Origin of the sequence: Lysinibacillus sp. FN11, assembly GCF_024628845.1 — a bacterium.
GTDB classification, from domain to species: Bacteria; Bacillota; Bacilli; order Bacillales_A; family Planococcaceae; genus Lysinibacillus; species Lysinibacillus capsici.
Genome location: NZ_CP102383.1, coordinates 2548165 through 2562790, shown reverse-complemented (window position 1 = coordinate 2562790; position 14626 = coordinate 2548165). Strand labels below are relative to the sequence as shown.

Sequence of the window (14626 nt, the reverse complement as noted above, 5' to 3'; positions counted from 1 at the left end):
TCTTTAATTTTTATAAAAATTTTGTTCGTCTACCAAGTGTTAGGAAAATAATCATGTTGATACTATTATATTGTATTATTGAAAAAGATACAGTTCATTTCGGCATAAATATTAATTTTTTCATGCATTTATATTCTTTTTTAGTGGAAAATTGCACTTTATCCACATTTTTATAGCAAAAAACATTATTGGCAGAAAATTAACTTGCAAATTTTTATTTTCTGAAAAGGGCTTTTCTCGTGGCGAGTTCCTCCTTATACTAGGAAATAACGAATAGAGCGGTCATATTCGAATGAACTAAAAGAGAGGTGCATATATGCAGAGTTTTGAAACAGTTGTCGAACAAAAATGTGAGCAACTTTTACTAAAGGCCTATCATTTTGGAGCATCCGATTTATTGTTAGTTCCAGGAAACATAAAGTATCGGATCTATTTTCGGAAATATGATAAACTTCTCCACGCTGGTGAGCTACCTCATGAACTTGCAGAAAGAATGATCTCTTACTATAAATTTCTTGCCGAATTAGATATTAGTGAACGTCGTAAACCTCAAAGCGGTGCCTTTCAAAAAGCAATGGAGCAAAATTCTTATTCGTTTCGAGTATCCACACTGCCTTCTGTATTTTTAAAAGAAAGCTTAATTATTCGTTTACTTCTCCAAAATCATGCATTTCCACTAACTTCCCTAAGCTTTTCCAAAAGCGCAGCTCACCAACTCATGGAGCTGGTACAAAACCGACAAGGTCTTCTATTTTTTACGGGAGCAACAGGTTCTGGCAAGTCTACTTCACTTTATTCCCTAATCCATTACTGTTCCACAGAATTGAATCGACATGTGATTTCTTTAGAAGACCCTGTAGAAAACAGCCAAGCCAATTTACTTCAAATTCAAGTCAACGAGCGAGCAGGTGTTACATATGCTGCAGGATTAAAAGCCATTTTGCGCCATTCACCTGATGTCATTATGATTGGTGAAATTCGCGATAGAGAAACAGCAAATATTGCCATCCAAGCCTCTCTAACAGGGCACTTAGTTGTCTCCACTATTCATGCAAAAGACTCCATTAATTGTCTCTATCGTTTAATGGATTTAGGTGTGTCGATAGAGGAGCTTCGTCAAACGGTTATCGGTATAGTTGCCCAAATGCTTGTTCAGACCTCAGCTCTACATGGAGAACGTCGAGCTGTCTATGAAATATTACATGACGATCATCTATCAAGAGCCATCACCGCCATCAAGGATAAGGGAAATTACAAACTTCCTTATGACTTAACATTAATGGGGCAAAAGGAATTAGTGGAGAGCCTATATGCAGTTACAACCATACATCGATAAAATTGTTCTTTTTTATAATCGGGCTACGAAATGGCGGGTAAAGGAACAAGCTCAGCTTTTCAATCGTTTATGTGTACTAATGCAGGAAGGATATTTATTTCCCCAAGCTATTTCCATGCTACTACCTCATCATATCGAAGCCCATGAGGACATACAGCAGCAAATTGATGAAAAGCTCAGACAAGGAGTAGGGGTTGCAGGGATATTTGAAACATTACAGCTAGGGAATCATTATTTAATGGCAATTAAGGTGGCGGAAAACAATGGCCACATGATAGAAGCATTTAAAGGTGTGGCTAAACAGATAACAGTAAGTGAAAAGACTAAGAAAAAGCTAATCAAGCTGCTGATCTACCCTGTCACACTGATTATCTTTTTATTGTTGTTATTTTTTGTGTTTCGTACATTTTTTTTACCGAACATTGAAAGAATGGTCGTCAGTCGTACCTCTGAAACAGAAGAGACAAGTATTGCGTTGTCCAATCTGTTATTACATGTACCAGATGTAGTTATCTCGACCATGTTCATAGTAATAGGTAGCTTAATCATTTTTCGATTCTATCTCAAACGACAAGCTGTTGCTCATCAACTAACAATTTTATTAAAAATCCCCTTTATACAGCGCTATTTTAGGCTGGCATTGACAAGGCAGTTTGCTGCTTATTTAGGCAGCTTACTACAAAGTGGATTTTCATTACAAGCAAGCCTTCAGCTATTAGAGGAACAGCAGCTACAACCATTTCTCCAAGTTCTTTCACAGCGTATAAAAGAAAGAGTCATCTTTGGAGAATCACTGACACAGGCGGTAACGATGATGGCCGTTTTTCAAAAAGATTTTCCAATGTTCGTAGAGCATGGCGAGCACAGCGGCTATTTAGGAAAAGAATTAGTATTGTATAGCGATTTATTAATGGAAAAGCAGGAACAGCTTTTACAAAAAATATTAGCTTTTGTGCAGCCTAGTTTCTTTATCCTTATAGCTGCTTGTATAATAGCGGCTTATATCAGTTTATTATTACCCATCTATCACATGATTGAATTAGTTTAGGAGGAAGATGATGAAACGACTCAAACAACAAGCTGGTTTTACTTTAATCGAGATGCTTATAGTTCTGTTAATTATATCCATTCTTATTTTAATTACAATCCCAAATGTTACAAAGCATTTCGCCACAATAGATAAGAAAGGCTGTACAGCTTATATAAGCATGGTACAAGGCCAAGTAGAGGCGTATCGTGTAGATTATATGGCTTATCCTACCTTAGATGATTTAGTGGCAAAAGGCTATTTAAAGGAAAATGAAACAACCTGCCCAAATAAAGAAGAAATAGTGATTACTAATGAGGGAGAGGTACGCCCAGCCAATGTCAACTTGGAAACAGGTACTGATAGCTAATGAATGTTCATAAAAACGGTGGTTTTACGATTCTTGAAATTCTGGTTGTCTTATTTCTTGTTATGAGTTTAACAGCGATTGTTAGTAAATTCTCATTGAAAATAGCAGAAACCAAGGAATTAGAACGATTTTTTACGCAATTACAACTGGATATTCAATATATTCAAACCTCTAGTATGAGCCAACGACAATATATAGCCCTGAAAATGGAAGGTTCAACAAATCGTTATACTATTCAAAAAGATATTTATACTCATTTATATGAACGCTCTTTTCCAAAGGGGGTTGAATTTTTGCCAGCTGAGAGTTCAATTCAAACACTTGTCTATAACTATAGCGGCAATGTGATGACAGCAGGCACCATGGCATTTAAAACACCACAGGGCAAGAGAAAAGTAATCATAACATTAGGACGAGGGAGAGCTAGGATTGAATGAGTCAGGCTATTCTTTTGTAGAAACTATTTTAGGTGTGGGTATTTTGATGTTACTTTGTACTTCGTTAATCCCCATTACTTATACGATGAAAACAAATCTTGCTAATAAAAAAATGGAGCTAATTGCAGCTGAAACAGCATACGAAGGTTTAAAACAGTACCATGCGATTCAAGTAACAGAGGGCTCTCGAATCATTGAACAGGTTGCTTATCATTGGAAAGTTGACGAACAACAAGTTTGTGTCCAATTTCAAAATTTACAGGAATCACGCCAAAAATGTATTCAAGTGACAGGTGAAGTTCATGAATGAGAAAGGCTATACATTAATAGAAGCTATGTTTCAATTAGTCGTTTTTGTGCTTATTTCTCATTTTTTTGTCCTTATAATACTTTGGTTTGCTGAAATGAAGTCCACTATGCTAACAGATGAACAAACAAAGTGGGAACTATTTGTTTCTGATTTGAACCTCTCTCTAAAAGATATTTCCACCTTTTCCATTCGTGAAGATCAAAAAAGAATAACTTTCCAAACAGCTAATACGCTCCATCATATTGATTGCTACTCGAATATTATCCGTGAGCAGGTAAAGGGTGGACATGTTCCTATACTAATAGGAATCAATAAATGTCAATTTAGCTATTCCGAAAATAAGCTGACGATAGCTGTTGAAATGGCTAGTGGTATTCTAAAGGAGCGAACCTTTTATGTGCCAATTATTGAAAAATGACAGAGGGGCTATTTTTTTGATCGCAATTGCATTATTATTTTTTGTAACTACTTTTGTTCTTGCGTATTATATGTCTTATGAAATGCAGTATCGAACATATGATGGGCTAGAAAAATTGAATGTTCGAGCTACGATAAATTTATTGGGACAAATTTTGTCAGACAGTGTAGAATCGTAGTTATAAGAAGGTGAATCGAATTGCGAAAAATATATTTAGTTGGTTTTATGGGTAGTGGAAAAAGTGCATTAGGAAGACGTTTAAGCTATTTATTGAAGATGCCATATTATGATATGGATCATGAGATTGTGCGTCAGCAGGGGATGACAATTCCACAGATTTTTGAAAAATACGGTGAGGCCCACTTTCGAGAAATAGAAACAGAATTTTTGAAAAATTTCAGGGACGAGGCTTGTATTATTTCGACTGGTGGTGGCGTTGCCATCAATGCTGAAAATCGAAAAATTATGAGACGCAGTGGACTGGTGTTTTTTTTAGATGCGTCGTTTGAGGATATTTATAAACGAGTTCAGCATGATCCAAATAGACCCATTGTACAGAGCTCTACAAAGGAGGAGCTAGAAAGTCTGTATCACTACAGAAGGAAGTTTTACCGTGATGCAGGTCATATTCAGGTACTGACAGAAGGTAGGACGATTCGCCAAATTCTAGAGTATTTAGTATTTCAAGTGAAAAGGTTGAAAAACGAACGATGAATTACTTTCTTTTATTTAATGTTCGTGTTTTATTATCTTTTAAAAAATGATTGCCTTTCCAATGCATTTAATGTTAGGATATAGACAAATAAGTAACTAAATGTTCATTGAATACTAAATAGTACCAAGATTTATCTTGGGCGGATGATTGTGCGGGGAGAGAGCGTGTAGACGCCACCGAAGGAGCAAGTAGCAATGGGCTATGAATCTCTCAGGTAAAAGGACTCGTACAAGACGCAACTCTGGAGAGAGCTGTAGTATAACAATAACAGCCACCAAAGGGGAAAGCCGACTGATTGGCAACGTAGAGCTTGCGAGCCAGTCTGGTGTAACTTTCAGGTGCAAGGACAGAGAATCCCGAAAAGGGGTTCGTCTGTCTTTTTTTATGTCTATAGCCTGATTTACGTAATTGACTGTAGGAATACAAAAAGCAGACGAACTACTACCAGTAAAAATGTAACTAACAATAAGGGGGCAAAAAAAGAATGGCGAATGAATTAAAACGTACACCTCTATTTGAAGAATACGCGAAATATGGTGCAAAAACAGTTGACTTCGGTGGATGGGAATTACCTGTTCAATTCTCTTCTATTAAAGAAGAACATGATGCAGTGCGTAATCGTGCAGGCTTATTTGATGTATCACATATGGGAGAGATTTTAGTAACTGGTCCCGATGCTTTAGGTTTTTTACAAAATCTTTTATCAAATGATGTATCAAAAATTGTTGACGGTCAAGCACAGTACACGGCAATGTGCTACGAAGATGGTGGCGTTGTTGATGATTTATTAACATATAAATTAGCTGACAATCACTATTTATTATGTGTCAATGCAGCTAACATTGAAAAAGACTATGATTGGATGATGGAAAATCAACATCAATATGATGTGACGATTGATAACCAATCGGATGCCTATGCACAAATAGCTCTTCAAGGTCCACTAGCAGAAGAGGTTCTTCAATCCCTTACTTCGACGGATGTAAGTGCCATTAAATTTTTCCGCTTCCAAGAGAATGTGGAGGTTGCAGGTCATAAAGTATTAGTTTCTCGCAGTGGCTACACAGGTGAAGATGGCTTTGAATTATATGGCGCTCCAGAAGACATCAAAGCGCTTTGGGGTAAAATTTTAGAGGCAGGTCAAGAAAAAGGGGTTGTTCCAGCTGGACTAGGATGTCGTGATACACTTCGTTTTGAAGCTGGGCTACCACTATATGGTCAAGAGCTATCAGCAACAATTTCTCCTCTAGAGGCTGGTATTGGCTTCGCTGTGAAATTAAATAAAGAAGGCTTCATTGGTCATGAAGCATTAGTAGCTCAAAAGGAAAATGGTCTACCACGCAAACTTGTAGGCATTGAAATGATTGATAAAGGCATTCCACGCCATGGCTACAAAGTGTTTAAGGATGGTCAAGAAATCGGTGAAGTGACAACGGGTACTCAGCTTCCTTCATCTAAACGTAATGTTGGTCACGCATTAATTGACAGTCAATTCGCAACAATCGGAACTGAGCTAGAAATTGAAATTCGCGGTAAACACTTAAAGGTAATAACAGTAGAAACACCGTTTTACAAGCGTTCAAAATAATAGTTGAAAAGAGGGACCTACATTTATGAAACATCGTTATTTACCTATGACGGAGCAAGATCAAAAAGAAATGTTAGACGTAATCGGTGTATCCTCAGTCGATGAGTTATTTGAGGATATTCCTGAGAAAGTCCGTTTTAAAGGCCTTTATGATATTAAAGAAGCAAAATCAGAATCTGCTTTATTAAAAGAGTTAACGGCACTTGCTGCTAAAAATAAGGACACAAATGCCAACGTATCATTTTTAGGTGCAGGTGTTTATAACCACTATAAACCAGTGATTGTAGACCATGTTATTTCTCGTTCAGAATTCTATACAGCTTATACACCATATCAGCCAGAGATTTCACAAGGTGAGCTACAAGCCATCTTTGAATTCCAAACGATGATTGCTGAGCTAACGGGAATGGATCTTGCTAATTCTTCTATGTATGACGGTGGTACAGCATTGGCAGAAGCGGGTATGTTGGCAGCTGGTCATACGCGTCGCAAGAAGATTTTAGTGTCAGAAGCAGTGCACCCAGAATATCGCGATGTTGTTGCTACATATGCCTATGGTCAATCCATTGACATCGTGACTATTCCGCAAAAAGATGGTGTGACAGATGTGGATGCATTAAAAGAGTTAATCGATGACAACACAGCAGCTGTTATTGCACAATATCCAAATTTCTTTGGCCAAGTGGAAGATATTCAAGTGATTGGGGATATTGCACATGCTGCAAAAAGCTTACTCGTTGTATCTTCTAACCCATTGGCATTAGGAATTTTGACGCCTCCTGGCAAGCTTGGTGCTGATATTTGTGTAGGTGATGCGCAAGTATTTGGTATTTCTGAAGCTTTCGGCGGCCCACACTGTGGTTTCTTTGCAGTGACAACAAAATTGATGCGTAAGGTACCAGGACGTCTTGTTGGTGAAACAGTGGATGGTGAAGGCCGTCGGGGATATGTTTTAACACTACAAGCACGTGAACAACATATCCGTCGTGATAAAGCAACTTCGAATATTTGCTCGAACCAAGCACTACTTGCACTTGCAGCTTCTGTAGCGATGACAGCTCTAGGAAAACAAGGAATTCGTGAAATGGCTACTCAAAACATCGCGAAAACACGTTATGCAAAAAATGCCTTTGAAGCAGCAGGCTTTACAGTAGCATTCCAAGGTGCACACTTCAATGAAATCGTTGTGAAAACGAATAAATGTGTGAAGGAAATCAATAAAGGTTTAATCGAAAAGGGTATTATCGGTGGCTATCCTTTAGGTCAAAATTATGACTCTCTTAAAAATCATGTGCTAATCGCAGTAACTGAATTACGCACGAAAGAAGAAATTGATGCACTTGTTGCAGAAATGGGGGCTCTTAATGCATAACGAAAATCAATCACTCATTTTTGAAATTTCAAAAGAAGGTCGCGTTGGCTATAGTTTAGAAGCACTAGATGTGCCTGAGGTAGACCTAGCAGATTTATTACCTGCAAACTTAGTACGTTCAGAGGCAGCAGAACTACCTGAAGTGTCTGAGCTTGATATTATGCGTCATTATACAGCACTTTCTCGTAGAAACCATGGAGTAGACTCTGGCTTCTATCCGCTTGGCTCTTGTACGATGAAATATAATCCGAAAATTAATGAAACAGTTGCACGTCTATCAGGCTTTGCAAATGTTCACCCATTACAGGATGAATCAACAGCACAAGGGGCAATGGAGCTTCTTTATGATCTTCAAACTTCTTTAGTAGAAATTACAGGGATGGATGAAGTTACATTACAACCAGCAGCAGGTGCTCATGGTGAATGGACAGCGTTAATGATGATTCGTGCATTCCATGAAGCAAATGGTGAAGGTCACCGTAACAAAGTAATCGTTCCTGATTCAGCTCACGGTACAAACCCAGCATCAGCGACAGTAGCGGGCTTTGAAACAATCACTGTTAAATCAGATGAAAATGGCTTGGTTGATATCGAAGACCTTCGTAAAGTAGTGGGTTCTGATACAGCAGCTCTAATGTTAACTAACCCGAATACACTAGGGTTATTTGAAGAAAACATTATCGAAATGGCAGAGCTAATTCACTCTGTAGGCGGTAAAGTGTACTATGATGGTGCGAACCTCAATGCTGTAATGAGTAAAGCACGTCCTGGCGATATGGGCTTTGACTGTGTGCATTTAAATCTACACAAAACATTTACAGGCCCACATGGTGGCGGTGGTCCAGGTTCTGGTCCAGTAGGTGTAAAAGCAGATTTAATTCCATTCCTACCAAAACCAGTATTAGTAAGAACTGAAGAAGGCACATACCACTTTGACTACGATCGTCCACAATCAATCGGTCGCGTAAAACCTTACTATGGTAACTTTGGTATCAATGTTCGTGCTTATACGTACATTCGCACAATGGGTCCAGATGGCTTAAAAGCTGTTACAGAATATGCTGTATTAAACGCCAACTACATGATGCGTCGCTTAGAGCCATTTTACGATCTACCATATAACCGTCACTGTAAACATGAATTTGTCTTATCAGGTCGTCGTCAGAAGAAACTAGGCGTTCGTACATTAGATATCGCAAAACGTCTGTTAGACTTTGGCTACCATCCACCAACAACATACTTCCCATTAAATGTGGAAGAGGCGTTGATGATTGAACCAACTGAAACAGAATCTAAAGAAACATTAGATGCATTCTGTGATGTAATGATTCAAATTGCGAAAGAAGCAGAAGAAAATCCATCAATCGTTCAAGAAGCACCTCATACAACAGTCGTATCTCGTCTAGACGAAACACGCGCTGCTCGTACACCAGTGCTTCGTTATCAAAAAGCATAGTCTACAAAACCGTTCACGTTCATGTGAGCGGTTTTTTTGCACCTTAAATTACAAGCTAAATAAATCTTCAATAGTGAAATGTATTACAGGATTATGTGATAGCTAATTTGCGTGTTGTGAGTACAAAAGGTAAACCAAAACATTTTGCTTTATTATAATGAATGAAAAGACATGTATTAGTTGATTATGATAAATCTGAGTATCTTACAAGAGAAGTGCCAAGTAATGCAAAATTAAAAGTTGATGGAAGTTTCGTTGGTAAGTATATAAGATGGGTGTTAAAAGACACTGATCTTGATTTATTTCCATCTTAAAGGATCCGATTTATGGACTTAGAGTTAGTGTCTAACTATCTACAATTGATAGTATAATTAATCAAAATCTTTGCACCTTGTTATGCACAAAAATATGATAGGGTTAGGATGGATCTATTAAGGGGGTTAAAGTGGTGGAAGAAGATATCAAGTTTGGTGATAGTCTATTATACTATAAATGTGATAATATTGAATTTTTAAAAGGTTATGGTCAATTATATACAGAATTTGATGATGGCGTTGCAACTAGGCAGATCAACATAATTAGCAACGATATGTATAGTTCTTCATCATTGCATGATTGGAACGAAGATATTGGATTTTTATTGTATGACGGACATATCGATAATTTAGATTTAAGCGATAGTATACCTATTACTCGATTAGACTTTGAGAATAAATGGCAGGAAGGAATTGTAGCTAACAAATCTCAAATCAACTACTTAAAGGGCGATGCTTCTCTTCCTTTAGAAGAACATACACTCATCATCCATGTTGTTAATATTTTAGGAATTTGGGGAGAAGGCTTTGTTTTATCTTTATCAAAGCAATTCCCTTTAGCCAAAAGGGAATATGTTAAATGGTCTAAGGATAAAGAAACTTTTGAGTTAGGAGAAGTTCAGTTTGTATGTGTAGACCAGCTGAAAGCTACTTTTGTTGCCAATATGCTTGCACAACATGGTGTGAGGAAAAATGACAAAGATCGTACAACCTATATGGATTATGATGTGCTTCGTTTATGTTTAAGAAAAGTTGCGAGATTTGCATTAAAAAATAGATTATCGATACAGATGCCTAAAATTGGTTCAGGTTTAGCTGGAGGAGATTGGAGAGAGATTGAAAAAATAATAAATGAGGAATTGATTTATTATAAAATTAAATGTACTGTTTTTGAATTGTGATAAATTTTAAAAAAGTTAGGGGTGGTATCTATGGTAGATACAAAATTGAGGGAGCGGGTGTTTGACACTTTATACGGTGGGATTATTGGTGATCTAATGGGCGTACCTGTTGAGTTTAAACAAAGAGGGACTTTCCATGTGCAAGATGTGATGGGATACGGTACTTACAATCAGCCACCTGGCACTTGGTCTGACGATACTTCTCTAACACTCTGCCTAGTCGAGAACATTATTGAAAATGGGGATACCAAAACATTAATGAACAAATTTGTACAATACATGGAGCAGGGCTATCTCACACCATTTGGCGAAATGTTTGATATTGGAATTACTACAGCGGATGCCGTTTCGAACTATAAAAAAGGTGTTCCACCAGCACAATGTGGTAAAACGGGCGAGTTTGATAATGGCAATGGTACGTTAATGAGGATAGCTCCTTTAGTATTCATGGTCATGCATGAGTTAGATTTTACTAAAAGAAAAGAATTAGTTCATCAGTATACAGAGATTACTCATGGTCACCCGCGTTCCATAGTAGGGTCCATCATTTACATTGAACTATTATTAAGCTTATACCGAAATAATTCACTAGAAGTGGCCTTAAAAGAGGTCTTTGACTTACTGCAAAATAATTTACAGAATGAAATGAAAGCAGAGCTAAATGCTTACGTAAGGATTTTTCATGAAAACTTTTTAAATACGCCTGAAGATGAGATTCAATCAAGCGGCTATATTGTTCATTCACTAGAAGCAGCCATTTGGTGTGTAGGTAATTCTACAACGTTTAAAGACGCGATTCTAAAAGCAGTTAATTTAGGAGAAGATACGGACACCGTTGGGGCGATTACAGGATCAATCGCGGGTATGTATAAACAGTTGGACAAAATTCCAGAAGAATGGTTAGGTAAAATTGTCAGTAAAGAAAAGGTAGATGACTTAATCTTGGCGTTTTATGAATTTTGTGCAGCACAGACGTAAAAAAAGTTTGTTGGAAAGGACGGTGACGACATGTTACCTATACATAATAGATATACTGCAAATCCACCAGCAACAGATCACCAAATTGTACACATAGAAAATAGGCTGAATTGCCAACTTCCTCGTGCGTATACACTTGTATTAAAGGAAAGTAACGGTTCATCGTTTACAAACGGCGTGTTCATTTATGGTACAGAAGAAGTTTTAGAAAGAAACGAGACTTGGGAAGTGGAGGAATATGCAAAAGGCTATATTGCAATTGGTGATGATAGCGGAGGAATTGTCTTTTTAATGGACATAAAGGCAGAGGATTCTCGTGTTTTAGCAGTAGATAGTGGTGATATGAATCCAAAGCATGCAACATTGATTACTTATGATTTATGCAAATGGCTACAAGCAGGGTGTCAGTATTAGCAAGAGAGACAAATGAAAAGCTTCTTCCTACTAGAAGGAAGGAGCTTTTTCATTTGTTTTCTATGTCTATTTTTGGAGAAAAATAATTGAAAATAAAGCAAAATTATTACGTAATCTATTATTTTTTGAATTTTTTAGAAAATTATGTTGAATTATTGGAGAGAGGTAGTATAATAAAAATATAGTTACATAAATGGTTAATAATTCCTTATAAAGAGGAATTATTGGCAAAAAATAGTGACTATAAACTTAAAAAATGAAGAAATGAGGCGATTTTAATGATTAACATGATTCAATATTTAGAGCAAAATCCGACGTTAGTGACATTGTTAAAAGAAAAAAAAGCTTCTCTCATTGGTGTAACAGCATTAGAACAAAAGGCAATTTTGGATTCGTTTGATGAAGAACTGAACCTTGAAAATCGTTTGTGGAATTAAAAACAAATAACAATAAAAGGTTTTGGTTTACTATAAGTGTATATTTAATAATAGGTCTCTATTTATTATTTATCATTTATAGTAAACCTTTTATTAATATAGAGGTTAAAGAGGAAAATGGTGTTTGGAAAATAACGAATCCTTATTATAAAGATTGGGCTTTAAAGCAGCAAATAGAGATTGGAGATAATATTTTAAGCGTAAATGGGAATAATATAGATAAAATAACTAATCTTAAATATGATTTAGTAATTAGATCGGCAAATGAAATAACAATAATGAAACCGAACGGGGAACTAAAAGAGATAAAAATAAAGCCGTTTGACATCACTCAACAATTCTATTCTGTTCTCCTTGTGCCAACTAGTTACTATTTATTATCTCTATTAATTTCAATTTATTTGTATCTGAAACCTAAAAATACAATCTTAATAAATTTATTAATTTTGTTTATTTTATCTGTTTCTTTAGCTTATCTAAGCATAGGTGCTTCAGGTATATTAAACCCTTTCGGAATTATAGTAAACCGTGGTAGCATGCTTCTCTGTCTAGTTCTTTTATTAAAGTTTTTGAAAGAGTATTTTGGCTTCCTAAATATAAGATGGCCGTTTATAAAAAATATTAATTCGTTATATATACTTCCCATAGCTGTAATTATTTTAAGTATCTTCGGAATAGTTTATGACGGAATTCATTCTATAGTTTCAAGTATTATTTTAGGTCTATTTTTTTTATTACTAGTAGCTATTCTTAGTATAATGATTTTTAGTTACGTTAAATATAGAATTCCAGAACTTAAAATCCTATTAAGTAGTATAATAATTCCTTTTATACCATTCCTTTTTCTATATGCGTTACCAGAAATTTTTTTCCACAATCAAATTCTTTCGGCAGATATAAGTTCAATATTTCTTTTACTAATTCCATTCAGCTTCATTTTTACACAACTCACTGAACGTATTTTTGATATGGAGTATTTCATTTCTAGATTACGTTATTATTTTAATTTCTCATTTGGCTTTACGATATGGCTGTTAATCGGTTTATATTTATTTGCAGATTTATCAGTTTCGCACATGACGGAGATTTTCTTTTTTGCCTTTCTATCGTTAATGGCGTTGTTCTACATCAAAGAGCGGATTGATTATCGTAAGCGGAAAATTTTATTTTCTACAAAAGGCGACTACATCCACCGCTTGTATACGACCGTTGAGAGTATTGGTAGAGTGGTGAAGATTGAGGACTTATTAGAGAAATTTGTACAAGAGGTTGTGGTTCAGCTTGAAATGGAAAGTGTGTATGTGCTCACATATGATTTTCAAACGCATCAAGTTACCTTAACAAATAAATCCAAAGAATACACGCAGCATCAAATAGATGAGGTACTAGTTGAACGATTAGGCTTGGGAGATATTAAAAAGACAGATCATTTCTATATTGCCTTTATTCATCAAGATGTGAACTATAAACGAATCCTTGTTGTGGATCATAATAAAACGATTTATCTCAAGGACGAGGAACTGCTATGGCTAGAATTATTGCTGCTCTATTTAAATAATTTTATCGAAAACACAAAAATGGTTGAGGAGCTTTTAAATCAGTTAAAGCATATGAAAGAAGCCGATAATCGACAGCTACCATGGCTCAATAAATTACTCTGGCTAAGGTTCGAGGAAGAAAAATATCAGTTGGCACAGGAACTTCATGATACGATTTTACAAGAACAATTGCACATTGCAAGGGAAATGGATGTCCTCATGCATACAAAAGAAAAAGAGGAGATCCCGTCTAAACTTATAAAGCTTCATGAACATATGATTATCTCTCTGAATGATTTGAGGGGCTACTGCGAAAACTTAAAGCCACCTCTATTAGATACATTAGGCTTAAATGCAGCCCTTGAAAAATTAATACAAAAAATTCATAAACGGGCTAATTTTGTTTTGATATATACGATTGACCGCCTCTATTTAGAGGATGAGCGTTTAAATTTAATGATTTATCGACTGTTCCAAGAACTATTAAACAATGCGTTAAAACATTCCTATGCTAATACAGTTGAAATACATTTATTGGGCACCGAAGAAGGCTTCCAAATTTTGTATAGTGATGATGGTGTTGGTTGTAATATAGATGATATTCTACTTGCCGATTCTATGGGCATACAAGGAATGCAGGAGCGAGTTCAAGCTTTTAATGGGAAATTCGCATTAGATAGCAAAGTAGGAGAAGGGATGACGATTCGTATTCAAGTAAGTGAAACCCAACATACGAATCCCTATACCTATAAGACCCTGACCCGACCAACTTATATGATACGAGGATAACCAGATGAAGCGGAAGCATACGTGCATATATTTTTTTAACACCTTTTAATCTCTTCGTAGAGGCTACGAATGTGGGTTAGAAGGCTTTTGTTTGAAAATATATTTATTTATTTAAGTTAATAAATCAAAAATGATAAAATGTTATCAAAAAAATATCATTTAGTGAATAGTAAATCAGAAAAAATGCACCTTTTGGAGTATTTACCTAATATTCAAGGAAATTAT

At 36.0% G+C, this 14626-nt stretch carries 16 protein-coding genes and 1 riboswitch; all 16 genes read left to right on the top strand.

Translation table 11 applies throughout. The features are described from left to right. Positions 1-316 precede the first annotated feature (316 nt). The 16 genes from comGA to NP781_RS13660 all read left to right on the top strand — a co-directional run bounded on the left by comGA (position 317) and on the right by NP781_RS13660 (position 14401). On the top strand, positions 317-1336 hold the full coding sequence (gene comGA / locus NP781_RS13735) for a competence type IV pilus ATPase ComGA (protein WP_257520169.1): 1020 nt from the start codon (positions 317-319) through the stop codon (positions 1334-1336). Beyond that, positions 1311-2384, top strand: a complete 1074-nt coding sequence (gene comGB, locus NP781_RS13730; RefSeq protein WP_257520168.1) for a competence type IV pilus assembly protein ComGB — start codon at positions 1311-1313, stop codon at positions 2382-2384. The genes comGA and comGB overlap by 26 nt, the downstream gene beginning before the upstream one ends. Positions 2385-2394: 10 nt before the next feature. Then, a complete protein-coding gene (gene comGC / locus NP781_RS13725) occupies positions 2395-2733 on the top strand; it encodes a competence type IV pilus major pilin ComGC (protein WP_004231042.1) in 339 nt (112 codons plus the stop codon). Then, on the top strand, positions 2733-3170 hold the full coding sequence (gene comGD / locus NP781_RS13720; RefSeq protein WP_257520167.1) for a competence type IV pilus minor pilin ComGD: 438 nt from the start codon (positions 2733-2735) through the stop codon (positions 3168-3170). The genes comGC and comGD overlap by 1 nt, the downstream gene beginning before the upstream one ends. Continuing rightward, a complete protein-coding gene (locus tag NP781_RS13715; protein WP_257520166.1) occupies positions 3163-3480 on the top strand; it encodes a hypothetical protein in 318 nt (105 codons plus the stop codon). The genes comGD and NP781_RS13715 overlap by 8 nt, the downstream gene beginning before the upstream one ends. Next, complete coding sequence (gene comGF, locus NP781_RS13710) at positions 3473-3898, top strand: competence type IV pilus minor pilin ComGF (RefSeq protein WP_221680137.1); 426 nt, start codon at positions 3473-3475, stop codon at positions 3896-3898. Before NP781_RS13715 ends, comGF begins: the two co-directional genes overlap by 8 nt. A 16-nt stretch (positions 3899-3914) precedes the next feature. Then, the gene (locus NP781_RS13705) at positions 3915-4076 is read left to right on the top strand and encodes a hypothetical protein (protein WP_225340350.1); all 162 of its coding nucleotides are present in this window, start codon (positions 3915-3917) and stop codon (positions 4074-4076) included. 20 nt (positions 4077-4096) lie between these two features. Then, on the top strand, positions 4097-4612 hold the full coding sequence (locus tag NP781_RS13700) for a shikimate kinase (protein WP_004231053.1): 516 nt from the start codon (positions 4097-4099) through the stop codon (positions 4610-4612). 144 nt (positions 4613-4756) lie between these two features. Then, a riboswitch (glycine riboswitch) is annotated at positions 4757-4849 on the top strand. Between the two features lie 248 nt (positions 4850-5097). Continuing rightward, complete coding sequence (gene gcvT, locus NP781_RS13695) at positions 5098-6201, top strand: glycine cleavage system aminomethyltransferase GcvT (protein WP_131520616.1); 1104 nt, start codon at positions 5098-5100, stop codon at positions 6199-6201. A 25-nt stretch (positions 6202-6226) separates the two neighbouring features. After that, positions 6227-7573, top strand: a complete 1347-nt coding sequence (gcvPA, locus tag NP781_RS13690) for an aminomethyl-transferring glycine dehydrogenase subunit GcvPA (RefSeq protein ID WP_004231057.1) — start codon at positions 6227-6229, stop codon at positions 7571-7573. Next, the gene (gene gcvPB, locus NP781_RS13685; protein WP_048392265.1) at positions 7566-9029 is read left to right on the top strand and encodes an aminomethyl-transferring glycine dehydrogenase subunit GcvPB; all 1464 of its coding nucleotides are present in this window, start codon (positions 7566-7568) and stop codon (positions 9027-9029) included. The genes gcvPA and gcvPB overlap by 8 nt, the downstream gene beginning before the upstream one ends. A gap of 448 nt (positions 9030-9477) precedes the next feature. Beyond that, a complete protein-coding gene (locus NP781_RS13680) occupies positions 9478-10245 on the top strand; it encodes a macro domain-containing protein (protein WP_257520165.1) in 768 nt (255 codons plus the stop codon). Between the two features lie 30 nt (positions 10246-10275). Beyond that, the gene (locus NP781_RS13675) at positions 10276-11223 is read left to right on the top strand and encodes an ADP-ribosylglycohydrolase family protein (protein WP_257520164.1); all 948 of its coding nucleotides are present in this window, start codon (positions 10276-10278) and stop codon (positions 11221-11223) included. Positions 11224-11253: 30 nt separating this feature from the next. Continuing rightward, entirely contained in the window at positions 11254-11637 is a 384-nt protein-coding gene (locus NP781_RS13670; RefSeq protein ID WP_221680141.1) for an SMI1/KNR4 family protein, read from the top strand. Positions 11638-11915: 278 nt separating this feature from the next. After that, positions 11916-12074, top strand: a complete 159-nt coding sequence (gene comX / locus NP781_RS13665) for a competence pheromone ComX (RefSeq protein WP_004231062.1) — start codon at positions 11916-11918, stop codon at positions 12072-12074. After that, entirely contained in the window at positions 12065-14401 is a 2337-nt protein-coding gene (locus tag NP781_RS13660) for a sensor histidine kinase (RefSeq protein ID WP_221680142.1), read from the top strand. The genes comX and NP781_RS13660 overlap by 10 nt, the downstream gene beginning before the upstream one ends. The last annotated feature ends 225 nt before the right edge of the window (positions 14402-14626 follow it).

Excerpts from the sequence above, each read along its gene's own strand:
- comGA (WP_257520169.1), top strand. The coding sequence starts at position 317 with ATGCAGAGTTTTGAAACAGTTGTCGAACAAAAATGTGAGCAACTTTTA.
- comGB (WP_257520168.1), top strand. The coding sequence starts at position 1,311 with ATGCAGTTACAACCATACATCGATAAAATTGTTCTTTTTTATAATCGG.
- comGC (WP_004231042.1), top strand. The coding sequence starts at position 2,395 with ATGAAACGACTCAAACAACAAGCTGGTTTTACTTTAATCGAGATGCTT.
- comGD (WP_257520167.1), top strand. The coding sequence starts at position 2,733 with ATGAATGTTCATAAAAACGGTGGTTTTACGATTCTTGAAATTCTGGTT.
- comGF (WP_221680137.1), top strand. The coding sequence starts at position 3,473 with ATGAATGAGAAAGGCTATACATTAATAGAAGCTATGTTTCAATTAGTC.
- gcvT (WP_131520616.1), top strand. The coding sequence starts at position 5,098 with ATGGCGAATGAATTAAAACGTACACCTCTATTTGAAGAATACGCGAAA.
- gcvPA (WP_004231057.1), top strand. The coding sequence starts at position 6,227 with ATGAAACATCGTTATTTACCTATGACGGAGCAAGATCAAAAAGAAATG.
- gcvPB (WP_048392265.1), top strand. The coding sequence starts at position 7,566 with ATGCATAACGAAAATCAATCACTCATTTTTGAAATTTCAAAAGAAGGT.
- NP781_RS13675 (WP_257520164.1), top strand. The coding sequence starts at position 10,276 with ATGGTAGATACAAAATTGAGGGAGCGGGTGTTTGACACTTTATACGGT.
- NP781_RS13670 (WP_221680141.1), top strand. The coding sequence starts at position 11,254 with ATGTTACCTATACATAATAGATATACTGCAAATCCACCAGCAACAGAT.
- comX (WP_004231062.1), top strand. The coding sequence starts at position 11,916 with ATGATTAACATGATTCAATATTTAGAGCAAAATCCGACGTTAGTGACA.